This window comes from Sandarakinorhabdus sp. (assembly GCF_051860625.1).
GTDB lineage: Bacteria > Pseudomonadota > Alphaproteobacteria > Sphingomonadales > Sphingomonadaceae > Sandarakinorhabdus.
In genome coordinates, this window is sequence record NZ_JBHYDQ010000002.1 from 24,620 (window position 1) to 48,090 (window position 23,471).

Here is a 23,471-nt window from a genome sequence, read left to right on the forward strand (position 1 = left end):
TTCGGGGGCGTTGATATCTGACAAACGATCAATCTGGACGCGGGCCCGTTCCGCCCGCCGGCAATACGCCGGCGCCGGCCGATGCGGAGTCTGCGAAGCCCGGTACCGCAGCCCACCAGGGGCAGATGGTCGTGGCCATCGGCGGGTCAGCGGGCGGCCTTGAGGCGTTTCGCGGTCTGATCGCCAGCCTGCCAGCCACCAGCGGCATCGCCTATGTGCTGGTCCAGCATCTCGACCCCGATCACCCTTCGATCCTTGCCGAGTTGCTCGGCGCCGGCACGCCGATCCCGGTGGTCGAGGTGTCCGACGGCATGGCGCTGCTGCCTGACCGGGTGCACGTGATTCCGGCGGGGGGCCGTATTTCGGTTGTTGACGGCGTGCTGCGCCTGTCGGCCGCGCTGAAAACCCGCAGCCCGCGCCTGCCGGTCGATTTTCTGCTCGAATCGCTGGCCAAGGATGTTCCGCTGCGCGTGATGGCGATCATCTTGTCCGGCAATGGCGCCGATGGCGCCAATGGGGTGCGCGCCGTGCATGCCGCTGGCGGCTATGTGATCGCCCAGGATCCCGAAGAGGCTGGCCACCGCAGCATGCCGCTGGCGGCCATTGCCACCGCGTGCGTGGACGATGTGCTGCCGGTCGCGGCCATGGGCGCAGCTATCGTGGCACAGCTCACGCATGGGCCGAAGGCCGGTCCGGATGCGTCTGCACCCGATCCGGTCGACAGCGCCTGGCTTCAACCGGTGCTGGCCAGGCTGAAGGCCGGCGGCCATGATTTCAGCGGGTATAAATTGGGCACCATGCAGCGCCGCATCGAACGGCGGGCACGTATGTTTGGCCATACTGGCGCCGATGCCATGCGCAGCTATATCAAGCGGCTGGACGTTGACCGCGGCGAGTTGAAGGCGCTGGCCAATGATCTTTTGATCAACGTCACCAGCTTCTTCCGCGACGAAGCGGTATTTGGGGTGCTGGCGGAACGCATCTTGCCGGATTTGATCCGCAGCCATCCCGGCGACGGACCGATCCGCATCTGGAGCGCCGGCTGCAGCAGCGGCGAGGAAGCCTGGTCGCTGGCGATCCTTTTGCAGGAAGAGATCGAGCGCAGTGGCTCCGTCCTGAAGCTGCAATTGTTTGCCACCGATCTTGATCCCGATGTGATCGCCACGGCGCGGCGCGGGCTGTATCCGGCCAGCATTGCTGCCGATGTCAGCAAGGAACGGCTGAAGCGTTATTTCATCGCCGATGAAGACGGCTGGCGGATCTGCCCCACGCTGCATGCCTCGGTGGTATTTGCCATCCATGATCTGCTGACGGATCCGCCGTTTTCGCGGATCGACATGGTGGTGTGCCGCAACCTGCTGATCTATCTGCAGCCGGCGGCGCAGGCGCGCACGATCAGCCTGTTTCACTTTGCCTTGCGGCCCGGCGGCATCCTGTTGCTGGGCAGCGCGGAATCGGTGACGGAGGCCAGCCGCGGCCCCGGCGCGCCGTTCACCTTGATCGCCAAGGAAGCGCAATTGTATCGGCGCAATCCCGGCAGCCGGCCAATGCTGCCCATGGCCACTGTCGCCGATGTGATGTCGCCTTTGCAGGCCCCGCCGGCGTTGCGGTCGCTGCCGGCGTTGCCGTCGTCGCGGTTGCTGGCGCTCGAATCCGAACTGTCCAGCATTCGCGCCGAGTTGGCGGCCGTGGCCCTGAATCCGGACAGTGGCGGCGTGGAGCAGTTTGCCATTCACACCGACACCCTGCTGCGCAACCAGGATTATCAGACAGCGAATGAGGAACTGATCACTTCGCAGGAGGAACTGCAATCGCTGAACGAGGAACTGGTGGCTCTGAATGGCCAGTTGCAGGAAACCATCGATCGCCAGCGCATTACTGCCGACGATTTGCAGAATATCCTGTACAGCACCGATGTCGCGACGATCTTTCTGGATATGGAAAGCCATATCCGCTTCTTCACGCCGGCAACGCGGGCCTTGTTCAACATGCTTCCCGGCGATATCGGGCGGCCGCTGGCCGATCTTGCGCCGTTCACGCCGGACCCGCAGCTGGATATCGATGTGGCCGCTGTGCGCAGCGGTGCTCCGCCGGTGGAGCGTGAAGTCACTTCGCCGGCCGATATCTGCTATTGCCGGCGCGTGCTGCCCTATCGCAGCCACGATCAGGCCATCGAAGGCGTGATCATCACCTATACCGACATCACCGATCGCAAGCGCAATTCGGCATCGCTGCAGGAGGCGCGCGAAGCTGCTGACGCGGCCAATCTGGCCAAATCGCGTTTCCTGGCGGCGGCCAGTCATGATCTGCGCCAGCCGCTTCAGGCTCTGGTGTTGTTGCAGGAATTGCTGGCGCAAAAGGTCACCGATCCCGAAGGCCGCAAATTGTTGACCCGCGTGGATCGCACGCTCGATTCGATGGCGGCGATGCTGGATGGCTTGCTGGATATCAACCGGATCGAGGCCGGTGCTGTCGAAGTGCGGCCAGGCCGGTTCGATCTGGACGCCCTGCTGGCAGAAACCGTGAACGGGCTTGCCGTGCAGGCCGAAGCGAGCGGGCTGCGGCTGCGTTTTGTGCGCAGCGGGCTGACCGTTGTGTCCGACCGCCGGCACGTGGCCGCCATGTTGCAGAATCTGGTGGCAAATGCCTTGAAATATACGTCGAAGGGCGGCGTGATCCTGGGTGGCCGCAAGCGCGGCGACCGGGTGATGATCGAAGTATGGGACAGCGGGATCGGCATCCCGCCCGAAAAGGTCGAAACGGTGTTTCAACCGTATCAGCAGCTTGGCCCGGCGGCGGCAGATCGTAGCCGGGGGCTTGGCCTCGGCCTCGCCATCGTGCGCAGTCTGGGCGATCTGCTCGGCCACCGGATCAGCCTGCGATCGCGGCTGGGTCGGGGATCGGTCTTCGGCATCAACGTGCCTTTGGCGGCGGACGAGCGCAAGGCGGAGCCGGCGGCAGGCGCTGCCGCCACGCGTGCCGTTTCTGCGGGCAACAAGATCTCGCCGCCGCTGCCCGCCAAGGCCAGCAGCCGTATCCTGATCATCGATGACGATGAGGAATTGCTTGAGCTGCTCGGGCTGATGCTGCGCGACTGTGGCCACAGCGTGATCGCGGCGCGCGATGAAACCGAAGCGCTGGCGGCGCTGATGCCGACGGTGCCGGATTTGATCATTTCGGATTTCCGGCTCGCGATGGGCCTTGATGGCCTGGAGCTGGCGCAGCGGCTGCGCAGTGCCATCCGCGAGGCCAATGGCACCACGGTGCCGGTGATCATCCTGACCGGGGATATTTCCATCGACACGCTGGTGCGCTTTGCCGCCAATGATATCGTCCGGCTGTCGAAGCCGGTGCGGCCTTCGGGGTTGCGCGTGGCGATCTCTGCGCTGCTCGGCTCGCTGTCGGCGAACGCGGCTGGCGATCCTGCTGACGAAGACGAAACCGGATTGGTGCATGTGATCGACGATGATCCGGCGCTGCTCAGTGAACTGGGCTTGCTGCTGGCGCGTTCGGACCTGCCGGCCCGGCTGCATTTGTCGGCCGAGGCCTTTCGCGCCAGTTGGCGCTTTGACCGCGCCGGCTGTCTGTTGATCGATGTCCGGCTGCCAGGCGAAAGCGGCATGGATCTGATGAAAAGCCTGAAGGCTGCCGACATGTTGCCGCCGACGATCCTGATCACCGGGCGCGGCGACATCGGCACCGCAGTGGCCGCAATGCGGGCCGGCGCCTTGGATTTCATCGAAAAGCCGGTGAGCGGTCCACAGATTGTCGACAGTATCCGCCGGGCGCTGGCCAGCGGTGAAGGCCGCAGCGCCGCCGAGGCGGAACGATCGGCCGCGCTGGCCCGGCTGGCCAAGCTGACGGCGCGCCAACGCCAGGTAATGGCGATGGTGCTGGAAGGCCATCCCAGCAAGAATATCGCTGCCGATCTGCAATTGAGCCAGCGCACGGTGGAGAATCATCGTGCCGAAATTATGCGGCGCAGCGGCTGCCGGTCGTTGCCGGAACTGGCGCGGCTGGTGATGTTCGCCGATCCGGGGGCGGTCGGCGCCTGAACGCCCGGCCTTGCCGCCACGATCCGGCAATATTTGCAAATGGGTGTGTAGCCAGGCGAGCGCTGCCGATGCGAATTGTGCATCAGGCATTGTCGCGGGGGGGACCGGCAACGCCTTCGGCCGCGGGGGGGCGGTTGATGAGCAGGCCCACCTGGCAATATCGGTTTAGGGGAGGTGGGGGGTGCCTGCGAGGACCGGATTCTACCCAAAGCTACGAAGGCTTGCCGGGTAGTTCGCGCATGCTGGAAAATGGATGCCCCGCGAGGATTCGAACCTCGATTAACGGTGTCAGAGACCGGAGTCTTACCTTTAGACGACAGGGCATCAGCCTGAGGCGGTGGCATTAGCCGCAGTCGCTGTGCGGGTCAACTCCTGCCCATATCTGGGGCGATTTGCCTTTGGCCTGCGAAGCGATTAGCTTGATTTCAGGTTCTGCTGCGGCGCGGTGACAATCGGCCAAGGCAGGAATGATGATCTGACTGGACTTGCCGATGCCGGCCCATACCAATCCTACCCGGGCCGATCCCGGCCAGCCGCTGCTGCCATCGGGCAGCGCAGCGGCGTCGCCGCGCGGCGGCCTGCAACAGCACCACCGCGGCAACAGCGCCATGGCCAGGCGTGGCCGAACCTATGGCGCGCTCGATCTGGGCACCAACAATTGCCGGCTGCTGATTGCGCGGCCGTCGCCGGATGGCTTCACGGTGGTTGACGCCTACAGCCGGGTGGTGCGCTTGGGCGAGGGGCTGATGGAGGCCGGTCGGCTGTCGGATGCCGCGATGGACCGCACGGTGGCGGCGCTGGCGGCCTGTGCCGACAAATTGGCGCGCCGCGATGTGCGGTTGACGCGCAATGTCGCCACCGAAGCCTGCCGCCGCGCCAGCAACGGCCTGGCGTTCGTGGAGCGCGTCTATGCCGAAACCGGCATCGCGCTGGATGTGATCAGCCCGGCCGAGGAGGCGCGGCTGGCCGTGCTGGGTTGCCATGTGTTGATCGATCCCGATGGCCCGCCGGCGCTGGTGTTCGATATCGGCGGTGGATCGACGGAATTGATGCTGGTGGACAGCAAGGTCGCCAAGGGCCTGAACGGTGCTGACAGCACGGCGCCGCCGGAAATTCTCGACTGGATTTCGATGCCCTGGGGCGTGGTCAGCCTCGCCGAGACCGAGCCGCAATGGCCGGAGGCTGTTGACCGGCTGGCCGGCTATGAACGCATGCTCGGTGAAGTCCTGCCGCTGTTGGCGGGCTTTGCGGAGCGGCTGGCGGCGCGCGGCGTGCGGGAGGTGCAGTTGCTCGGCACGTCGGGCACCATCACGACGCTGGCCAGCGTGCAGCTCGGCCTGCCCGGCTATGACCGGCGGCGGGTGGATGGCTGTGCGGTGGACACACATGCACTGGCGACATTATGCCGATCGATCGGCCTGCGCAGCGTTGCGGACCGGGCGCGCATTGCCTGTGTGGGCCCGGATCGGGCCGAGCTGATCGTGGCCGGATGCGCGATCCTGGAGGCCATCCTCACGCGTTGGCCGGGCGGCGATGTGAAGGTCGCCGATCGCGGCATTCGCGAAGGCATCTTGCGCACCTTGATGACCCGCGATGGCGTCTGGATGCCGAAATGAGCGGCAGCACGCCCGCAGGTGGTGACGGCCGGTCACGCGGCGGCAAGGTGCGGGTGAAGACCGCGCGCCGTCGCAGCCCGCAATCCAACCGCTGGCTGGAACGCCAGTTGAACGATCCCTATGTGAAGGCCGCCAAGGCACAGGGTTATCGCAGCCGCGCCGCCTTCAAGCTGAAGGAACTGGACGCGCAGTTCGACATGCTGGCCGGCGCCGAGCGGGTGGTCGATCTGGGCGCTGCGCCGGGCGGCTGGTGCCAGGTGGTGAAGGAACGCCGGCCAAAGGCGCGGGTGGTGGGCATGGACCTGCTGGCCATCGATCCGCTCGCCGGTGTCGACCTGTTCCAGAAGGACATCACCGATGATGACAGCGAGGCGCTGATCCTCGCCACGCTGGGCGGCCCGGCGGACGTGGTGATGAGCGACATGGCCGCCAATACGGTCGGCCACAAGATGACCGACCATCTGCGCACTATGGGCCTGATCGAGGCGGCGCTGGACATGGCAACACGGCTGCTGCGGCCTGGCGGCTGTTTTGTGGCCAAGGTATTGGCTGGCGGCGGTGACGGGCAGTTGACGGCGGAACTGAAACGCCACTTCACCACCGTGAAGCATGTGAAGCCGCCCGCCAGTCGCAAGGGATCGAGCGAATGGTATGTCGTGGCCCAAGGTTTCAAGGCGGCTTCGACACCCCCACAATAATCGGGCACAATAATCGGGACATTGCGTCGCACGTCCGGGGCTGGCAAGCATTGTCAATGCGATTCCTCCCTATCCTGCTGTTGCTGACCGCAGCAGCGCCACCACCGCAACTCGATCTTGATCAGATGAAGCGCGATGTCGAAATCCTGTCATCTGACGCGTTTGAGGGCCGTGCGCCTGGCACGGCCGGCGAGGAAAAGACCATCGCCTATCTGGCGCAGCGCATGGCGGCCATCGGGCTGACGCCAGGCAACAACGGCAAGTGGCTGCAGCCGGTGCCGATGGTGTCCATCACCACCGATCCTGTCGCGCAGATCAGCATTGCGGGCGGCAGCGCGCCGCTGACGCTGGCGATGAACAGCGATGTCGCGGTGAAGACGCAGCGGCCGCAGGCGCAGGTGTCAGTGCAGGCGTCAGATATCGTGTTTGTCGGCTATGGCATCGTCGCCCCAGAGCGCGGCTGGAATGATTATGCCGGGGTGGATGTGCGCGGCAAGACGGTGATTGCCCTCGTCAATGATCCGGACTGGCAGACGCCGGCATCCGGCAAGGCCGCCGGCCCGTTCGATGGCCGGGCGATCACCTATTATGGCCGCTACACCTACAAATATGAAGAGGCGCTGCGCCAGGGCGCGGCGGCGGCGCTGGTGATTCATGACGACGAACCGGCGGGCTATCCATGGGGCGTGATCGGCACCAGCGTCGGCCGGCCGTCGATCGGGCTGGATCAGGGCGCGACGGCGGCACCGGCGCTGCACTATGAAGGCTGGATCAGCAAGGCCGCAGCAGGGCGGGTGCTGGCCAATGCCGGCCTTGATCTCGCAGCGCTGGAGGCGGCTGCCAAAAAGCCGGGGTTCCGGGCGGTGCCGACCAGGCTGACCGCGTCGCTGACCATCGACAACAAGGTGGTGCGATCGGTGTCGCACAACGTCATCGGCATGTTGCCGGGGAGCAAGCGGCCGGACGAAGTGGTGCTGTTTTCGGCGCATTGGGATCATGTCGGCCGCTGCAAGGCTGACGCGACCGGGGACGATATCTGCAATGGCGCGCTCGACAATGCCTCGGGCACGGCGGGCGTGCTGGCGCTGGCCAATGCCTTTGCCAAGGCACCGCGGACCGAGCGGTCAACGGTGTTCCTGGCGGTGACCGCCGAAGAGGCCGGGCTGCTCGGGTCACGTTATTTCGCCGAGAACCCCTTGTTTCCGCTGGGCAAGACGGTGGGCGGCGTCAACATGGACATCGTCAACATGAACGGGGCCCATGATGGCTTTACCATCTATGGGGCTGGGCAGTCGGAACTGGAGGCGATGGCCGCCAAACTGGCCGCTGCGCAGGGGCGCAAGCTGGTGCCAGAAGCGTCACCGGAAAAGGGCCGCTATTTCCGGTCCGACAATTTCAGCCTGGCCAAGCTGGGCGTGCCGATGCTGATGGCGATCAGCGGCGGTGAACTGGTCGGCAAGCCAGCGGGTGCGGCTGATGCTGCCGCCAACGATTATATCGATCATCGTTATCACCAGCCGGCCGATGAATATGATCCCAACTGGGACTGGTCGGGGGTGATGCAGGATCTGTCGCTGTTTGCCGAGCTTGGCCGCAATCTGGCCAATGGCACCGATTGGCCGAACTGGTTGCCCGACAGCGAATTTCGCAGCATTCGCGACCGCAGTCGCGCAGGAGTGGAATGAATGACCGCCCGCCAGCCCGCCGAATGGGCCCCGCACGCTGCCACCTGGACGGCATTCCCGTCGCACCCTGAGCTTTGGGAAGATGATCTGACGGCGGCGCAGGAAGAAGTCGCCGCCATGATCCGTGCGGTCGCGCGCGGTGAGCGGGTGGAGTTGCTGGTTGCCAATGCCGATGCCGCGGCGGCGGCGCGGGCCTTGCTGGGCGATGCAGATGTGCGCCTGCACGATTATGGCTTTGGCGATATCTGGCTGCGCGATACCGGGCCGTTGTTCCTGCAATCGCCGTTCGGTGCGGCCGCAGCAGGGTTTCGATTCAATGGCTGGGGCGGCAAATATGATCTGCCTGGCGACGATGGTGTGGCGGCGTTCGTCGCTGGCCAGTGCGGCCTGCCGCTGGCGCGGCATAGCTGGGTGCTGGAAGGCGGCGCCATCGATGTGGATGGCACCGGGCTGGTGGTGACCACCGAGCAATGCCTGCTCAACCCCAACCGCAACCCCAAGATGGACCGGGTGGAGGTGGAAAGCCATTTGCGCCGCGATCTCGGGCTGGATCGCGTGTTGTGGCTGGGCGAGGGGCTGCTGAACGATCATACCGACGGGCATGTCGACAATCTGGCGCGGTTTGTCGGGCCGGGGCGGCTGGCGCTGCCGGTGGCAGCCGGCCGTGATGATCCCAACAAGGATGTCTATGATGACGCCGCCGAGCGGGCGCGGGATTTTGGCCTGGAGGTCGTGCCGATCCCGTCACCGGGCCGGGTCGAGGTGGATGGCCGCATCGTGCCGGCCAGCCACATGAATTTCTATATCGCCAATGCCGTGGTGGTGGTCCCGCTTTATGGCACGGCCAGCGACGCGGATGCGGTGCGGGCGATTGCGGCGCTGTTTCCGGACCGTGAGGTGCTGGGCATGCGGGCGGATCATATCCTGACAGGCGGCGGCAGCTTCCATTGCATCACGCAGCAGCAGCCCAAGTAGCCCCTCTCGAACGAGCACAAGGGCAAGGCGTCTTCCCCACGCCACATTCGCGCACTACATGGGCGGCATGACCCGTAGCATCACCGTCGCCGGCCTGCAGCTGGCCTTTTCCGGCAATCGCGACGCCGATATCGCCATGACCGCCGCTGCTGCCCGGGAAGCGGCCGCGGCCGGCGCGCAGGTCGTGCTGCCGCCGGAATTGTTCGAAGGCCATTATTTCTGCCGGCATGAGGACGAAGGGCTGTTCGTCAATGCTTTGCCGGTCGGCCAGCATCCGTCCGTGGCGGCGATGTGCGAAGTGGCGCTGGAAACGCGCACCTACATTCCCTGCTCCTTCTTCGAAAAGGACGGCCCGCACCATTACAACAGCCTGGCGATGATCGATGATGGCGGCAACATCATGGGCGTCTATCGCAAGAGCCATATTCCCGACGGGCCGGGCTATGAGGAGAAATTCTATTTCCGGCCTGGCAACACCGGCTTCAAGGTGTGGCCGACGAAACATGGCGTGATCGGTGTCGGCATCTGCTGGGACCAATGGTATCCCGAAACCGCGCGCGCCATGATGCTGATGGGTGCCGAAGTCTTGATGTATCCCACCGCCATCGGCACCGAACCGCACGATCCGTCGCTGGATACGCGCCGGCTGTGGCGCCGGGCGATGGTGGGCCATGCGGTGTCGAACGTCGTGCCCGTGCTGGCCTGCAACCGCATCGGCACGGAAGATGCCGACACGCCGCACGCGCAGACATTTTACGGCACCAGCTTCGCGTGCGATCAGCGCGGCGATATCGTGCACGATCTGGACGATGCGACGCCGGGCACGGTGATGGCGACGTTCGATCTCGACATGGCGGCCCGCCACCGCGCGGCGTTCGGCTTCTTCCGCGATCGCCGGCCGGAGCTTTATGCGCGGCTGGCGCAGGATATCTGATGCGACGTGCGTACTGTGCCAGCCGCGGGTTCAGCCCTGAAGCAATTCCACCGGAACCGGGGCGCCGTCGGCAAACGGCGCTATTCCCTGATCGAAGGTTGTGAAGACATCCGCCCCGCCGGACAGCGCGAGGTGCAGCATATCGGCAAAGTCGGCGCCTTCGGCGGCCTTGGTGAGCGCGAACTGCAGGGCATCCCGGTCGGGGACGATCATGTTGGGCATCTGGATGAGTTTGGTCAGGATATTCGCTGCATCTGCCTGGGAAATTCGCTTCGGCACGGTGAGAACCCAGAAGCTCTCCAGGGCTACTGTCGTCAGCAACAGCGCCTGGTCCGCCAATATGCTGCGGGCGCGCGGTGATTGGCGCGGGTCATCATTCAGCACCGCCCGCAGGATGATATTGCTGTCCAGGGCGCGCAGCACGGCTGGCGACGTCAGCGGCTGCGGGTGGCAGCATCAAGCGAAGCAAGCACTTCTGCTGCTGTCGCCATTGCATCGGCATCAGCCGTTTCGAACGGCTGGGCCGCAGCCACGATCGCGTCAATTTCGGCAAAGATCATGTTGGCCGATGGCCCTGACGTGGCAGCCGGTATTGCACGCAGCACCAAGGCGCCCGCCGTTTCAATCACCTGAAAGCGGTCGCCAACTTTCCAGCCGTGCCGATCGCGAACGGATTTCGGCAGGACCAACTGGCCTTTTGACGAAAGTGTCGCAATCGCATCCATAACGGTAAGATAGGCTTACTCGGCCATGCTGACAAGGTTGGCCACCGCCAGCACATCGCGCAGCATTTCCGGCGTGATGGTGCCGGTGTTGAAATTGAGGCGACTGGGGTGGTAGCAATCGACCAGCGTCACGCCCGATGGCAGCATATGAGTCGCGCCGTGGCCGAAGCGATATTTTGGCAGCTTGCCGCCGATGGCCTTGATGCTGGCCTGGTGGGCGGTTTCGCCCAGCGCCACCACGACGCGCAGGGCGGGCAGGGCGGCGAGTTGGGCCGCGAGAAAGGGCCGACAGGCGTGTTTTTCGGCGGTTTCGGGCAGGTTGCCGGGCGGTGCGCAGGCCACCGCGTTGGTGATGAACACATCTGGCGCGTGCCAGACGTCGGGGGTTTCGCTGGCCAGGCCGAGTTCGGCCAGCGCCGCGAACAGATATTTGCCGGCATCATCGCCATGGAACGGCTTGCCGGTGCGGTTGGCGCCTTTCAGGCCCGGCGCCAGGCCGACGATGGCCATGCGGGCACCGGCATCGCCCAACGGTGGCACCGGCGCGTTCCACCATGTGGTGTGGCGCGCGCGTTGGTCGGCGCGATAGGCGACCAGCCGCGGGCAGAGCGGGCAATCGATGGGTGGGGTGCCGGGGTGCGGGGTCTCGCCAATTCTCTCGTCAGTCATGGTTTCAGGCTGTAGGGGCTGGGGCCAATATGGCAATCGTGCATGTCGCCATCGGGTCCAACCGTTGCCACGGGCGTTTCGGGCGCCCGGCCGGCGTGGTGCGCGCGGCGATCGCGGCCTTGCCGGGGGTGGTGCGGGTCTCGCCGATCATCGCCACCGATCCGCTGGGGCCGGGCACGCGCCGCTATGCCAATGCGGTGGTTGCGCTGGAGTGGACGGGTTCACTGCCGGATCTGTTGGATGTGTTGAAGGCGATGGAGCGGCACTTCGGGCGCCGGCCGGGGCAGCGCTGGGGCAATCGGGTGCTGGATCTGGATATCATTGCCGCCGGACAGCAAGTGGTGAAAACCCGGCACCTGATCGTGCCCCATCCGGAGCTGACCCGGCGGCGGTTCGTGCTCGATCCTTTGGTGGCGGTGGCGCCCGATTGGCGGCATCCGATGACGTGCGCGGTGCCGCAGTTGACCGCAAGACAGTTGCGCGCGCGGCTGCTTCGCCCTAAAGGGCGGCCCCGCGCTTGATGGCGCGTGTTGTGCGGCATGGGTCCTTAGCTCAATCGGTCAGAGCGCCCGCCTTTTAAGCGGTAGGTTTCGGGTTCAAGTCCCGAAGGACCCACCACGCCGCTGCGCGGCGTGGTGGCAAGGCGAAGCCTTGGCACCCGACTCGCGCCCAGAGTCACACGGGGGCCGGCCGGGCTGGCTGGCGGGCATCAGCCCGGCAGAACAGCTTCGACGGCGTGGCATCGCCACGCTCTTTCTACTTTCCCTTCTCGTTTTGGCGCGCCAGCGGACTCGGCGGCTTTGCCGCCGGCCGCGCCGTCAGGGCTAGATTCAGGCCCGACCACCCCCGGCCCCTCCCGCAAGCGGGAGGGGAGCGGCTTGTCCTTGCATCGAACGCAACCCCGCCGCACCATGATCGCCATGCCACTCCCCGACTACAGCCTCACCAACTTCACCGCCGGCCCCTACACCCGCCCGGTCTATCGCCGCGGCTCTGGCCCGGCCGTCATCGTCATTCACGAGGTCCCCGGCCTCCACACCCAGGTCATCGACTTCGCCGACCGGCTTGCCCAGAGCGGCATGAGCGTCTGGTGCCCCAGCCTGTTCGGCACGCCCGGCGGCACGCCCAGCAAGGGCGCGGCCGCTGTGCAATTGTTCCTCAACATCTGCATCCGCCGCGAGTTTTCGGCCTGGCAGGCCGGGCGCTCGTCGCCAATCGTCGATTGGCTGCGGGCGCTGGCCAGGCAGGCGCACGACGAATGCGGTGGGCCGGGCGTCGGCGCGCTCGGCATGTGCTTCACCGGCGGTTTCGCGCTGGCGATGATGACCGAGCCGGCGGTGATCGCGCCGGTGCTGAGCCAGCCCAGCCTGCCGATCAAGGGTGCCAGCACCGGAAGTCTCGATTGCAGCGCCGCCGAAATCGCCTGCGCGCGGCAGCGCTTTGCCGACGAGGATCTGTCGCTGCTCGCGCTGCGCTACAAGTCCGACAAATTGGTGCCCGATGCCCGATTTCGCCGGTTGGAGCGCGAATTTCCCGGCCGGGTGGAGACGATCGAGCTGGAAGACGCGCATGCCCGCCCCGGCACCGGCCTGCCGCCGCACAGTGTATTGACGGTGCATCTGCCCGACGCTGGCCCTGGCAAGGATGCCGAACGCCGTGTGATCGCGTTCCTGCGGCACCGCCTGGGGCTTGAACCGCTGGCGCTCTGACGGCAGGGAGGCCTGCACGCCAAAGGAACACCGATGAAAACCGTTACCGCTTGTCTGTTGCTTGCCGCCATTGCCACGTCTGTTGCCAGCCCGGTGGTCGCGCAGGCGCCCACAACCGCCGTGCTGCCCGGCGGCACCCGCATCACCGACACCAAACCCGGCACCGGTGAGATGGCCGAACCCGGCCGGATGGTGGCGGTGCACTATACCGGCTGGCTGTATATCGATGGCATGAAGGGCAAGAAGTTCGACAGCTCGCGCGATGGCGGCCAACCGTTCATCTTCACGGTCGGCATGGGCGAGGTGATCCTGGGCTGGGATGAAGGTGTGGCCGGCATGAAGGCCGGCGGTACGCGCACGCTGATCGTGCCGCCGCAGGCCGGCTATGGTGAGGCTGGCGGCGGCGATGTCATCCCGCCGAACAGCACGCTGATCTTCGAAGTCGAACTGCTGGCGGTGCGTTGAGCTTGACTTTGCTGCACTGCCGCAATTGAGTGCAGCCAAGAGGAACCCATGATGCCGACTGCCGCCCCCACCGATCTGGCCATTCAGCCCCGCAACCTGCGCTTTGGCCGGACCACCACCCATGCGCGCTGGTGGCTGGGCGGTGATCCGGTGGCGACGGCCTGGCACAATGCGCTGTCGGCCAGCTTTCCGATGGGTGAGGCGTTTTTCATCGAGACGGTGCGGCGGTTCCGCGATCAGGTGCCGGCGGCGCTTGCCGCGCAGATCGATGCGTTCGTGAAACAGGAAGCGCACCACACGCGGGAACATGTTGCCTTCAACCGCCAGGTGGGTGGCGCCGGCTATGACACCAGCGCCATCGAGCAGCGCATTGCCGACAGTCTGGTGCAGGCGCGCACCACCCATCCCGTCGCGCAGTTGCTGGTGACGGTGAGCCTGGAGCATTTCACCGCCATTTTCGCCCACGCCATGCTGGCCCGCGATGCCCGGCAATTTGCCGGCGCCAGCCCCGAAACGTCGGCGATGTGGGTGTGGCATGCGATCGAGGAAATCGAGCACAAGGGCGTGGCGTTCGACACCTATATGCACATCACCGGCAGCCTGAAGCCGATGAAGCGCTGGGCGATCCGGTCTTTGGTGTTTGGCCGGGTGTCGCGCAATTTCATCAGGAACCGGGTGGCCGATGCGCTGGCGCTGCTGGCGCAGGATGGCATCACCGGCTGGCGGGCGCAGGTGCGGCTGTGGTGGTATCTGGTCGGCACGCCGGGCGTGTTGCGGCAGGTGGCGCTGCCCTGGCTGGCCTATTTCCGGCCGGGCTTTCACCCCTGGGATCATGATGATCGTGCGTTGATTGCGGCGCATGAAGCGGCGCTGGTGCCGGCACCGGTCGCTGCTGCGGCCTGACGGCGAACGGCGATGGCGAGCATTCCGGCCCTGCCCGGTGAACGTGTGCTGGTGCTGCAGGGGGGCGGTGCGCTCGGCAGTTATCAGGCCGGCGTGTTTGCGGCGTTGGATGCCGCCGGTTATTGTCCGCAGGCTGTGGCGGGCATTTCGATCGGTGCGATCAATGGCGCCATCATCGCCGGCAATCCCCCGGAGCGGCGGCGCGAGCGCCTGACCCAATTCTGGGAATTGGTGACCAGCAGCCCGGCACTGGCCTGGCTTGGCGGCATCAACGAGAAAGGGAGCAACTGGGCGGAAAGCCTGCGTCACCAGATGTCGGCGGCGACCACGGTGCTGGTCGGCGCGCCGGGCTTTTTCCAGCCGCGCTTCCCGTGGTGGCCGGCGTGGTGGCCGGGGCAGAACCATCTGTATGACACGGCGCCGCTGCGCGACACGTTGAACGATCTGGTCGATTGGGATTTGCTCAACAGCGGCGAAGTGCGGCTGGCGGTGGGCGCGGTCAATGTCGAGACCGGCAATTTCCGTTATTTTTCCACCGAACATGAACGGCTGGATGTACGGCATATCATGGCATCGGGCGCGCTTCCGCCGGGCCTGCCGCCGGTGGAGATCGACGGCCAATGGTGGTGGGACGGCGGGTTGGTGTCGAACACGCCGCTCGATCATGTGCTCGATGATGATGAAGGCGGCGATCTGGCGATCTTCCAGGTCGATCTGTTTCCGGCGCGTGGCAGCCTGCCAGGCAGCCTGAGTGAGGTGGAAGAGCGTACCGCCGACATCCGCTTTTCCAGCCGCACGCGCTTCACCACCGATGCCCAGGCGCGCCTGAACGGCCCGCGCGAGGCCTGGGCGCGGCTGGCGGCCCGGCTGCCGGCGGAGCTGCGCGACAGCGCGGAAGCCCAATTGCTCGACAGGGCGGCGCGTGGCCGCCGGGCCGTGGTGGCGCAGCTCATTTATCGCGATCAGCCGTGGCAGGGTGCCGCCAAGGGCCGTGAGTTCAGCCGTGCCACGATGGCGCTGAACTGGCGCCGCGGCGAAGAGGACGTGGCAATCATGCTGGAGCGCCATGGCTGGGCCGGCTTGCCGGATGGTCCTGGCGTCTGGAGCTTCGACGCGACTGCAAACGAAAGGAAATAAACTGGTTAATTCGGCTTTTGCGCCTGTGCCTTTCTGATACACTGCCCCGAGTCTGGCCACCAGGGGTGCTTGGCCGGCGGTAGCTTGAGCGGTAATATTATCGCAATATGGGGGGTGACCATGGCTGTGTCCGAACATGTCGATCTGGAAGGCTTCATCGCGGGGGTGAAGCGGCGCAATCCGGGGCAGCCGGAATTCGTGCAGGCCGTTACCGAAGTCGCCGAGGATATTTTCGGTTTCATGGCCGACAAGGTCAAATATCATGAAGCGCAGATCCTGCGCCGCATCGCCGAGCCGGATCGGGTCATCAGTTTCCGGGTGTGCTGGCAGGATGATCAGGGCAATATTCGCGTGCAGCGCGGCTGGCGGGTGCAGAACAACAATGCCATCGGCCCCTACAAGGGCGGGCTGCGGTTCCACCCATCGGTTACCGAGAGCGTGCTGAAGTTCCTGGCCTTTGAACAGACCTTCAAGAACGCACTGACCGGCCTGCCGATGGGCGGCGGCAAGGGCGGCAGCAATTTCAATCCCAAGGGCAAGAGCGTGAATGAAATCATGCGCTTCTGCCAGAGCTTCATGACCGAACTCTATCGCCACATCGGTGCCGACATCGATGTGCCGGCCGGTGACATTGGCGTGGGCGGCCGTGAGATCGGTTACATGTTCGGCCAGTACAAGCGCATCACCAACAACTTCACCGGCGTGCTGACCGGCAAGGGGCTGGAATGGGGGGGCAGCCTGATCCGTACCGAAGCCACCGGTTATGGCGCGGTGTATTTCCTTCAAAACATGCTGAAGACGCGCGGGCTGGACGTGGAAGGCAAGACGGCGGTGATCTCGGGCTCGGGCAATGTCGCCACCCATGCGGCCGAGAAGATCGTGCAACTGGGCGGCAAGGTGCTGACCCTGTCGGATTCGGAAGGCTTCGTTCACGATCCCGAAGGCTTCAGCCAGGAAAAGATCGACTGGGTGAAAACGCACAAGACCCATCGTCGTGGCCGCATTTCGGATTATGCGGCCGAGTTCAAGGGCAGCACCTTCCATGGCGGCGGCGCGCGGCCCTGGGGCGTGCCATGCGATCTGGCGCTGCCCTGTGCCACCCAGAACGAGCTGAACGGTGAAGAGGCCAAATTGCTGTTGAGCAATGGCTGCATCGCTGTATCGGAAGGCGCCAACATGCCGACCGATCTGGATGGCGTGCATGCCTTCAAGGCCGCCAAGATCCTCTATGCGCCCGGCAAGGCCTCCAACGCCGGCGGCGTCGCCGTGTCCGGCCTCGAAATGAGCCAGAATTCGGCGCGGATGAGCTGGAAGGAAGATGATCTGCAAGGTTTGCTGAAGGACATCATGGCCGGCATCCACGAACGCTGCCTGGAATATGGCGCCAGCGGCGATGGCCATGTCGATTATGTGAAGGGCGCCAATATCGCGGGCTTCAAGAAGGTCGCCGATGCCATGCTGGCCTTCGGGGTGGTGTAAGGCGGCAGCCGGGGGAGTCGGAAATGTCGGAACCGTCGCAGCCAAGTGGGCTCCTGCGTTGGGAGCCACAGGTAAAGGCGCTGGCAACCGTTCTGGCTTTCATTTTCGGTCTCCCCAGCCTCATCTATACATGGCGAAGCCTCAGCAACGATCGTCAAATCGCGTTCGACAGGGCCGTTCAGCAGAAAGAAGAAATCGTAAAGAAGAATTACGATATTTTATTTTCTGGTTTAGCTGATTTGCAATCTGATAAAGAAAACTTATCCGGATTGGCGAAATTAGAAGCTGTGTGTATGTTCATCAACAGCCAGTCTTTGGAAATTTCTGGATACGATCTAGGAGTTTTTCCTCCAGATCATGAAACTCAGCAGCATCAAGACGCTAAGCAGCGTCTTTATGATCTCCAATTTGGAATCAAGAAAATACTGAATAATAACACGCCAGTTATTGAACAAATTTCACCGTGTAATAGGTACATTTTGACGGCTGAAGCTAATTTGAACGAGGTTCAAGAACGAGTTGATGTTGAATCAACTCCCAAGCCCGGTGCGACCTCGGATGAAAACGCAGCCCCTCCAATCAAGGAAGCTGAAGCCGAACTTTTAAGGAAAGAGGCTGAAAATAATGCCGATCTGTTGAAAACCAAACTTGACCCCGGAACGCTGAAAGCGGTTGCTATTGTAGGTTTTGGCCGAAACGACGGGTGGGCTGTCGATGTGTTTTGGTGCGACGGGCAGAATGCAAATGTCAATCTTTCGCTGGCAACGCAGATTGCCAAGCAGTTGAATAAGCCAACTTTTGTATATGACAACTTAGAATACCCAGTTGGCCGTGTGCGCTTGCGGATATTGTCGATCGCGCGCCAGCGTGACCCCGGCTATCGCCCGCTGGGATATGAGGTGCGGGGTGAGGCGACGGAACAGCCTGTCGCAGTTGCACTGACGAAATTCCTGTCATCCGAAGGTGCCAAACAAACATTCCGATATCGGCGGTCTCAGCAGGTAACACCATGGTATCTCAGTGTGTTCGTGTGCCAGCCGTGAGCGCCATCATCGATCGCCGGGTATGCGCGGAGATCGATGGCCCGTTCGTGCTGTTCCTGATCGGCGTGCGCATCAACCGGTTGTGGAAGGTCGGCAGTTGGTGGCCGACCTTCATGGCGATGGGGCCGATGATTGCCGAACTGTCGCGCCGGCCCGAACTCGGCATGCTGCACAACCGGACTTACTTCGGCTTTCCCGGCACCACGCTGGTGCAATATTGGCGAAGCCATGCCCATCTGCAGGCCTTCGCGACCAGCCGCGATCAACTGCACATGCCGGCCTGGCAGCGCTTCAACCGGGCGGTTGGATCGAACGGCGATGTCGGCATCTGGCACGAGACCTATCTGATCGAGCCCGGTCAGTATGAAAGTGTTTACAACAACATGCCGGCCTGGGGCCTGGGCCGCGCCGGCACCATCCGCGATGCCACGGGCACCCGCGCCCGCGCCGAGGGGCGGCGGCAAATTCAACTCAACGGGGAATGAATCATGACCAAAGCCTCTGATCTGCTGGTGCAATGCCTGGAACAGGAGGGCTGCGAATATGTGTTCGGCGTGCCGGGTGAGGAAAATCTCGATTTCCTCGACAGTCTCCAGCGCTCCACCAAAATCCAGTTGATCCTGACGCGGCACGAACAGGGCGCCGGCTTCATGGCCGCGACCTATGGCCGGCACACCGGCAAGGCCGGGGTGTGCGTCGCCACGCTGGGCCCTGGCGCCACCAATTTCGTGACGGCAGCAGCCTATGCCTTTCTGGGCGGCATGCCGATGCTGATGATCACCGGGCAGAAGCCGATCAAGAAATCCAAGCAGGGGCGTTTCCAGATCCTGGATGTGGTCGACATGATGCGGCCGATCACCAAATATACGCACCAACTGGCATCGGCGGACAATATCCCGGCGCGCACCCGCGAAGCCTTCCGGCTGGCGCAGGAGGAAAAGCCCGGCGCCACCCACCTGGAGCTGCCGGAAGACATCGCGCATGACCCGACCGATGCGGTGCCGTTCAAGCCAAGCTATGCGCGCCGACCGCTGGCCGATGCCAAATCGATCCTGGCCGCGGTGCGTGCCATCGAAGGCGCCAAGTCGCCGATCCTGGTGATCGGTGCCGGTGCCAACCGCACGATGACCAGCAAGATGCTGCTGGAATTCGTCGAGAAGACCGGCATCCCGTTCCTGACCACCCAATTGGGCAAGGGCGTGATCGATGAACGCCACCCGCAGTTCCTGGGCTGTGCGGCCCTGTCGTCCGGCGATTTCGTCCATGCCGCCATCCGCCGCGCCGATGTGATTGTGAACGTTGGCCATGATGTGATCGAAAAGCCGCCGTTCTTCATGTCGGGTGACGAAACGACGGTGATCCACATGTCGTTCCGATCGGCCGAGGTTGATCCGGTCTATTTCCCGCAGATCGAAGTGATCGGCGATATCGCCAACGCGGTGTGGCAGTTGAAAGAGGCGATCCGCGTGCAGCCGCACTGGGATTTCACCGCCATGCTGGCCGCCCGCGCCGCCGAGGTGGCGCATCGCGATGCTGCCATCGACGACATGCGCTTCCCGATCTATCCACAATATCTCGTTGATCAGATCCGCAAGGCGATGCCGGACACCGGGATCATCGCGCTGGACAATGGGGTCTACAAGATCTGGTTCGCCCGCAATTACACGGCCTATCACCCCAATACCGTGCTGCTCGACAATGCGCTGGCCACCATGGGCGCCGGGCTGCCGTCGGCCATGGCCAGCAACATGGTCTATCCGGACCGCAAGGTGATGGCGATCTGCGGTGATGGCGGCTTCATGATGAACAGCCAGGAGATGGAAACCGCCGTCCGCCTGGGTCTCAACATCATCGTGCTGATCCTGAATGACGGCAGCTATGGCATGATCCGCTGGAAACAGGCCAACATGGGCTTCAAGGATTGGGGCCTGACCTATGGCAACCCGGATTTCGTCGCCTATGCCGAAGCCTATGGTGCGCATGGTCACCGCGTCACCAGCGCCGAAATGCTGCCCGGCCTGTTCGAGCAGTGCCTGAATACGCCGGGTGTACACCTGATCGATTGTCCGGTGGACTATAGCGACAACGACCGCATCCTGAACAAGGAAATCAAGGAGTTGAGCGCCAAGCTCTGATCTGTCATCCGGTCCGTGCTGACCGGTGCACCGCAAGCCGGCGGGGCAGCAGCCATACACCCCGGCTGCCACCCCGCTATGTTGGTGCCATTTTCCGGGCGCAGTACGGCACGCTGCCTGTTCCATGGCGAGTTGCGGCGGTTGGCGCAGCCGGTGCGCCTGGTGCCAGGCAGGTCGGATCTTCGTTTTGTTCGCACGCTGGCAACAACGGCGGATTCTGTTGCCGAGATCCGAATTTGACGCACGGGGCCGCGCAACCGGCGCGAACTGCGGCCGTAATTGGCGTGTCATGAACCAGGGGACGGCCTGATGAAGCATCTGGATGCCAGTGAATTCCTGATTGCCCAGCCAATGGCCCCCCTTCACGAACCACTGCCCGACATCATCGATGGCTTCCTGCGCGCCGCCCGTACCCATCTGGGCCTGCAGGTGGCTTATGTGTCCGAGTTCGATGGCGATGAGGCGCTCTACCACCATGTCGATGCGCCGGGGCTGGAGGCGCTGATCAAGCCGGGTGACCGGCGCAGCCTCGATGATGTGTATTGCCGCCATATCCTGGCCGGGCGCCTGCCGGAACTGATCCCCGATACCGCCGCCGAGCCGGTAGCGCAGGCTCTGCCGATCACCGCCGCCGTCCCGATCGGTGCGCATGTGTCCGTGCCGCTGCGGCTGGAAGGGGACGAGGTGTTCGGCATGTTCTGCTGCCTCGGCCCCGCGGCCGACCCCAGCCTGAACCCGCGCGATCTGGCGATGGTGCGCGCCTTTGCCGACATGGCAGCCGAGGAGCTGAAGCGCCGGCGCGCGGCGCAGGCTGGCATGCGCGAAACCCGGGCTGCGGTGGCGCACGTGATTGCCAGCGGTGGCCCGGACATGGTGTTCCAGCCTATCTGGCGCATTGGCGACGCCCAGCCAGCCGGGTTCGAAGCGCTGGCGCGGTTCGCCGGCGTGGGGGGTGCGCCGCCGCGTGCGCCCGACAAATGGTTTGCCGATGCCGCCAGCGTTGGTCTGGCCGAGCCGCTGGAACTGGCCGCCGTGGCCCGTGCCCTGGCCGCACTGCCGATGTTGCCGAGCGGTGCGTATCTCACCTTGAATGTCTCCCCGGCCACGGCCTGTTCCGTGGCGCTCACGTCGTTGCTGGCGGGCCAGGCTCTCGACCGGCTGGTGCTGGAAATCACCGAGCAGCAGGAGATGGTCGATGGCGAAGCATTGATGGCAGCCCTTGCCCCACTGCGCGCTGCCGGCCTGCGGTTGGCGGTTGATGATGCCGGCATCGGCTACAGCGGCCTGCAGAAGATCCTCGAGGTGCGGCCCGACATCATCAAGCTCGACCGGTTTTTCGTCACTGGCATCGAGGCCGACCCGTCGCGCCGCGCGCTGGCCGCCGCCTTGTCGGAGTTCGCTGGCGGTGTCGGTGCCGAGCTGGTGGCGGAAGGCGTTGAAACCGATGCGCAATTGGAGACGGTGCAGAGCCTGGGCTTTGCCAAGGTGCAAGGCTGGCTGCTTGGTCGGCCGATGAGCCTGGCGGCGGCGGCCGATCTGGGCAAGTAAGCGGCGAGCTATGCAAAGGTGATCAAGGTTAGCCTTTTGCGGGTTTTGATGAACGAAGATATATCGTAAAAGCCAACATGGGATTTTGTGTGAAATTTCTGATGCTTGGTCTTGATAGGACCTTGGCGGAAACAACAATGTGTGCCAGAGTTTGGCGACCGAACCGATCGGAATCCGCCGTTTTCCCCAATGTTATGCAATTTCTGCATATCCATCACGCTGCCAGCTTGCGCGCCACCGCGAAAAAGCCATCGATCTGCGCCGGCGTCGCGTCGCGGATGGTGCCAACTACCTTCAATTGCGTCACTTTCAGGCCGACGAAATCCAGGATCTGCCGGCGCAGCACATTCGGCCAGCCGTTGCGATAGCCCCACCACAGATACCAGGGCGGCGTATCGCCGGTGATCAGCACCCGCGCCGTGCGGCCTTCGAACAGTTTCTTGGGGAAATGCCCGTCCCCCTCATTCGCAAAGGCGATGCCGGGCAGGAAGGCGCGATCGAACACGCCCTTCAGCTTGGCCGGCGCCGCCCCCCACCACAAGGGGTGCACCAGAATGAAGGTATCGCACCAGCGTATATTGTCCAGAAGGGCCTGCAGATCGGGTTCATGGTCCATGCGCTGCTTGTAGCCGTGGGCCAGGTTGGGATCGAACTGCATCGCTGAAAGCTGCATCACCCGCACCTCGGCACCGCGCCCCCGCGCCGCTTCAGCAGCAGCCTTGGCCAATGCCGAACAGAGCGACGTGCCATCAGGATGGCCATCGAGCACGAACACCCGGGTGGAAACTGCCGTCATCTTCAAGCCCTCTGCAACGCGGCGCTGATCCTTGCCACAGGTGGCCGCCCTGCACAGCCGCTGCCAACGCCACAGCCGCTGCCAACGCCACAGCCGCTGTCATGGCCGGCCTGCGTCGCGCTTCAGCTTAGGCCGAAGCACCTTGCGTAGGACAGGCCGATTTTCTCCCTCGTGCGCGGCGGCGCTGGCGGGCATAGACGATGCATGTTCACCGTGCCTCACCACGCATGACCGCGCCGCGCGTCACCCGGCGGGAGGTCTTGATCGCTGGCGGCCTGATCGCTGGCGGCTATGCGATTGCATCGCTGTTGCAAGCGAGCGCGCCGCTGGGCCGCGACGTGTCCGGCAACCGGATTGCCCGGGCTGCGCTGATCGACCCCGACGGGCCATCCGGTGGTGCGGCGCGCGGTGATCTGGCGATGGCGGTCTATACCGATTATCGCTGCCCGGCCTGCCGATCGGCGCACGCCGCCATGCACCGGGCGGTGGCCGACGATGGCGGGGTGCGGCTGCTTTACAAGGATTATCCGATCTTCGGCGCCGTGTCCGACAATGCCGCCGCGCTGGCGATCGCGGCGCATTTTCAGGGCCTGTATGTGCCGCTGCACGATCGGCTGATGACCGGCCGCGCCTCGGTCGACAACGACGATATCGAGGCCGCCGTCATCGCCATCGGCGGCGATTGGCAGCGGTTGCAGCAGGATCGTGCGACACACGCCCCCGCCATCGCCGCACGGCTTGGCCGCATCGCCACGGAAGCCTTCGGCCTCGGCATCGCCGGCACCCCGGCCTATCTGATCGGCAGCTATCTGGTGAATGGTGCGCTGGATGCCGGTGAGTTTGCCGCAATGTTCCGCCAGGCGCGCGGGTTGAGGTGATCGTCCGTAATTGTGCTCGCT

Annotated in this window: 21 protein-coding genes and 2 tRNA genes; 18 read left to right on the forward strand and 5 right to left on the reverse strand. The window is 64.3% G+C overall.

What is annotated here, in order from left to right:
• Positions 1 to 125 precede the first annotated feature (125 nt).
• On the forward strand, positions 126 to 4,055 hold the full coding sequence (locus ACTIEZ_RS02610) for a CheR family methyltransferase (RefSeq protein ID WP_439545098.1): 3,930 nt from the start codon (positions 126 to 128) through the stop codon (positions 4,053 to 4,055).
• A 250-nt stretch (positions 4,056 to 4,305) separates the two neighbouring features.
• Here the strand turns inward: ACTIEZ_RS02610 and ACTIEZ_RS02615 are convergent.
• Positions 4,306 to 4,379 (reverse strand) — tRNA-Gln (locus tag ACTIEZ_RS02615).
• A gap of 167 nt (positions 4,380 to 4,546) precedes the next feature.
• On the opposite strand from ACTIEZ_RS02615, the gene ACTIEZ_RS02620 reads away from it, so the two are divergent.
• The 5 genes from ACTIEZ_RS02620 to ACTIEZ_RS02640 all read left to right on the forward strand — a co-directional run bounded on the left by ACTIEZ_RS02620 (position 4,547) and on the right by ACTIEZ_RS02640 (position 9,963).
• Entirely contained in the window at positions 4,547 to 5,671 is a 1,125-nt protein-coding gene (locus ACTIEZ_RS02620; protein ID WP_439545099.1) for a Ppx/GppA phosphatase family protein, read from the forward strand.
• On the forward strand, positions 5,668 to 6,369 hold the full coding sequence (locus ACTIEZ_RS02625) for an RlmE family RNA methyltransferase (protein WP_439545100.1): 702 nt from the start codon (positions 5,668 to 5,670) through the stop codon (positions 6,367 to 6,369). The genes ACTIEZ_RS02620 and ACTIEZ_RS02625 overlap by 4 nt, the downstream gene beginning before the upstream one ends.
• Before the next feature lie 56 nt (positions 6,370 to 6,425).
• Positions 6,426 to 8,054, forward strand: a complete 1,629-nt coding sequence (locus tag ACTIEZ_RS02630; RefSeq protein ID WP_439545101.1) for a M28 family peptidase — start codon at positions 6,426 to 6,428, stop codon at positions 8,052 to 8,054.
• Positions 8,055 to 9,029 (forward strand): agmatine deiminase family protein, encoded by a 975-nt coding sequence (locus ACTIEZ_RS02635; RefSeq protein WP_439545102.1) that lies wholly within the window; start codon positions 8,055 to 8,057, stop codon positions 9,027 to 9,029.
• 67 nt (positions 9,030 to 9,096) lie between these two features.
• Positions 9,097 to 9,963: a nitrilase-related carbon-nitrogen hydrolase gene (locus ACTIEZ_RS02640; protein WP_439545103.1), complete on the forward strand. Its 867-nt coding sequence runs from the start codon at positions 9,097 to 9,099 to the stop codon at positions 9,961 to 9,963.
• A gap of 30 nt (positions 9,964 to 9,993) precedes the next feature.
• Here ACTIEZ_RS02640 and ACTIEZ_RS02645 read toward each other — a convergent pair whose 3' ends face one another.
• From ACTIEZ_RS02645 to ACTIEZ_RS02655, 3 genes are read right to left on the reverse strand one after another with little or no spacing between them, the layout of a single operon-like run.
• A complete protein-coding gene (locus ACTIEZ_RS02645; protein ID WP_439545104.1) occupies positions 9,994 to 10,386 on the reverse strand; it encodes a type II toxin-antitoxin system VapC family toxin in 393 nt (130 codons plus the stop codon).
• An 11-nt stretch (positions 10,387 to 10,397) separates the two neighbouring features.
• The gene (locus ACTIEZ_RS02650) at positions 10,398 to 10,688 is read right to left on the reverse strand and encodes an AbrB/MazE/SpoVT family DNA-binding domain-containing protein (protein WP_439545105.1); all 291 of its coding nucleotides are present in this window, start codon (positions 10,686 to 10,688) and stop codon (positions 10,398 to 10,400) included.
• 15 nt (positions 10,689 to 10,703) lie between these two features.
• Positions 10,704 to 11,357, reverse strand: a complete 654-nt coding sequence (locus ACTIEZ_RS02655; protein WP_439545106.1) for a uracil-DNA glycosylase — start codon at positions 11,355 to 11,357, stop codon at positions 10,704 to 10,706.
• Positions 11,358 to 11,386: 29 nt separating this feature from the next.
• Between ACTIEZ_RS02655 and folK the strand changes: the two genes are divergently transcribed.
• From folK to ACTIEZ_RS02710, 11 genes are all read left to right on the forward strand, one after another.
• Positions 11,387 to 11,878: a 2-amino-4-hydroxy-6-hydroxymethyldihydropteridine diphosphokinase gene (gene folK / locus ACTIEZ_RS02660; protein WP_439545107.1), complete on the forward strand. Its 492-nt coding sequence runs from the start codon at positions 11,387 to 11,389 to the stop codon at positions 11,876 to 11,878.
• Positions 11,879 to 11,898: 20 nt separating this feature from the next.
• A tRNA-Lys gene (locus ACTIEZ_RS02665) sits at positions 11,899 to 11,975 on the forward strand.
• Between the two features lie 302 nt (positions 11,976 to 12,277).
• Positions 12,278 to 13,066, forward strand: a complete 789-nt coding sequence (locus tag ACTIEZ_RS02670; RefSeq protein WP_439545108.1) for a dienelactone hydrolase family protein — start codon at positions 12,278 to 12,280, stop codon at positions 13,064 to 13,066.
• A 33-nt stretch (positions 13,067 to 13,099) separates the two neighbouring features.
• Positions 13,100 to 13,531: an FKBP-type peptidyl-prolyl cis-trans isomerase gene (locus ACTIEZ_RS02675; RefSeq protein WP_439545109.1), complete on the forward strand. Its 432-nt coding sequence runs from the start codon at positions 13,100 to 13,102 to the stop codon at positions 13,529 to 13,531.
• 48 nt (positions 13,532 to 13,579) lie between these two features.
• Positions 13,580 to 14,434 (forward strand): metal-dependent hydrolase, encoded by an 855-nt coding sequence (locus tag ACTIEZ_RS02680; protein ID WP_439545110.1) that lies wholly within the window; start codon positions 13,580 to 13,582, stop codon positions 14,432 to 14,434.
• A 12-nt stretch (positions 14,435 to 14,446) separates the two neighbouring features.
• Positions 14,447 to 15,571: a patatin-like phospholipase family protein gene (locus ACTIEZ_RS02685; protein ID WP_439545111.1), complete on the forward strand. Its 1,125-nt coding sequence runs from the start codon at positions 14,447 to 14,449 to the stop codon at positions 15,569 to 15,571.
• Between the two features lie 120 nt (positions 15,572 to 15,691).
• Positions 15,692 to 17,050 carry an NADP-specific glutamate dehydrogenase gene (gdhA, locus tag ACTIEZ_RS02690; protein ID WP_439545112.1) on the forward strand — a complete coding sequence of 453 codons (1,359 nt, stop codon included), beginning with the start codon at positions 15,692 to 15,694 and terminating at the stop codon, positions 17,048 to 17,050.
• 23 nt (positions 17,051 to 17,073) lie between these two features.
• On the forward strand, positions 17,074 to 18,093 hold the full coding sequence (locus ACTIEZ_RS02695) for a hypothetical protein (protein ID WP_439545113.1): 1,020 nt from the start codon (positions 17,074 to 17,076) through the stop codon (positions 18,091 to 18,093).
• Positions 18,090 to 18,578, forward strand: a complete 489-nt coding sequence (locus tag ACTIEZ_RS02700; RefSeq protein WP_439545114.1) for a DUF4188 domain-containing protein — start codon at positions 18,090 to 18,092, stop codon at positions 18,576 to 18,578. The genes ACTIEZ_RS02695 and ACTIEZ_RS02700 overlap by 4 nt, the downstream gene beginning before the upstream one ends.
• Before the next feature lie 3 nt (positions 18,579 to 18,581).
• Positions 18,582 to 20,228, forward strand: a complete 1,647-nt coding sequence (locus ACTIEZ_RS02705) for an acetolactate synthase large subunit (protein ID WP_439545115.1) — start codon at positions 18,582 to 18,584, stop codon at positions 20,226 to 20,228.
• Between the two features lie 309 nt (positions 20,229 to 20,537).
• Entirely contained in the window at positions 20,538 to 21,776 is a 1,239-nt protein-coding gene (locus ACTIEZ_RS02710) for a sensor domain-containing phosphodiesterase (RefSeq protein WP_439545116.1), read from the forward strand.
• Between the two features lie 214 nt (positions 21,777 to 21,990).
• Here ACTIEZ_RS02710 and ACTIEZ_RS02715 read toward each other — a convergent pair whose 3' ends face one another.
• Positions 21,991 to 22,572 (reverse strand): NAD(P)H-dependent oxidoreductase, encoded by a 582-nt coding sequence (locus tag ACTIEZ_RS02715; RefSeq protein ID WP_439545117.1) that lies wholly within the window; start codon positions 22,570 to 22,572, stop codon positions 21,991 to 21,993.
• Between the two features lie 200 nt (positions 22,573 to 22,772).
• On the opposite strand from ACTIEZ_RS02715, the gene ACTIEZ_RS02720 reads away from it, so the two are divergent.
• Positions 22,773 to 23,450 (forward strand): DsbA family protein, encoded by a 678-nt coding sequence (locus ACTIEZ_RS02720; RefSeq protein WP_439545118.1) that lies wholly within the window; start codon positions 22,773 to 22,775, stop codon positions 23,448 to 23,450.
• Positions 23,451 to 23,471 lie beyond the last annotated feature (21 nt).

Excerpts from the sequence above, each read along its gene's own strand:
- ACTIEZ_RS02695 (WP_439545113.1), top strand. The coding sequence starts at position 17,074 with ATGTCGGAACCGTCGCAGCCAAGTGGGCTCCTGCGTTGGGAGCCACAG.
- ACTIEZ_RS02610 (WP_439545098.1), top strand. The coding sequence starts at position 126 with ATGGTCGTGGCCATCGGCGGGTCAGCGGGCGGCCTTGAGGCGTTTCGC.
- ACTIEZ_RS02720 (WP_439545118.1), top strand. The coding sequence starts at position 22,773 with ATGCATGTTCACCGTGCCTCACCACGCATGACCGCGCCGCGCGTCACC.
- ACTIEZ_RS02675 (WP_439545109.1), top strand. The coding sequence starts at position 13,100 with ATGAAAACCGTTACCGCTTGTCTGTTGCTTGCCGCCATTGCCACGTCT.
- ACTIEZ_RS02630 (WP_439545101.1), top strand. The coding sequence starts at position 6,426 with ATGCGATTCCTCCCTATCCTGCTGTTGCTGACCGCAGCAGCGCCACCA.
- ACTIEZ_RS02655 (WP_439545106.1), bottom strand. The coding sequence starts at position 11,357 with ATGACTGACGAGAGAATTGGCGAGACCCCGCACCCCGGCACCCCACCC.
- ACTIEZ_RS02620 (WP_439545099.1), top strand. The coding sequence starts at position 4,547 with ATGCCGGCCCATACCAATCCTACCCGGGCCGATCCCGGCCAGCCGCTG.
- ACTIEZ_RS02710 (WP_439545116.1), top strand. The coding sequence starts at position 20,538 with ATGAAGCATCTGGATGCCAGTGAATTCCTGATTGCCCAGCCAATGGCC.
- folK (WP_439545107.1), top strand. The coding sequence starts at position 11,387 with ATGGCAATCGTGCATGTCGCCATCGGGTCCAACCGTTGCCACGGGCGT.
- gdhA (WP_439545112.1), top strand. The coding sequence starts at position 15,692 with ATGGCTGTGTCCGAACATGTCGATCTGGAAGGCTTCATCGCGGGGGTG.
- ACTIEZ_RS02680 (WP_439545110.1), top strand. The coding sequence starts at position 13,580 with ATGATGCCGACTGCCGCCCCCACCGATCTGGCCATTCAGCCCCGCAAC.
- ACTIEZ_RS02715 (WP_439545117.1), bottom strand. The coding sequence starts at position 22,572 with ATGACGGCAGTTTCCACCCGGGTGTTCGTGCTCGATGGCCATCCTGAT.
- ACTIEZ_RS02705 (WP_439545115.1), top strand. The coding sequence starts at position 18,582 with ATGACCAAAGCCTCTGATCTGCTGGTGCAATGCCTGGAACAGGAGGGC.
- ACTIEZ_RS02635 (WP_439545102.1), top strand. The coding sequence starts at position 8,055 with ATGACCGCCCGCCAGCCCGCCGAATGGGCCCCGCACGCTGCCACCTGG.
- ACTIEZ_RS02640 (WP_439545103.1), top strand. The coding sequence starts at position 9,097 with ATGACCCGTAGCATCACCGTCGCCGGCCTGCAGCTGGCCTTTTCCGGC.
- ACTIEZ_RS02685 (WP_439545111.1), top strand. The coding sequence starts at position 14,447 with ATGGCGAGCATTCCGGCCCTGCCCGGTGAACGTGTGCTGGTGCTGCAG.
- ACTIEZ_RS02625 (WP_439545100.1), top strand. The coding sequence starts at position 5,668 with ATGAGCGGCAGCACGCCCGCAGGTGGTGACGGCCGGTCACGCGGCGGC.
- ACTIEZ_RS02650 (WP_439545105.1), bottom strand. The coding sequence starts at position 10,688 with ATGGATGCGATTGCGACACTTTCGTCAAAAGGCCAGTTGGTCCTGCCG.
- ACTIEZ_RS02670 (WP_439545108.1), top strand. The coding sequence starts at position 12,278 with ATGCCACTCCCCGACTACAGCCTCACCAACTTCACCGCCGGCCCCTAC.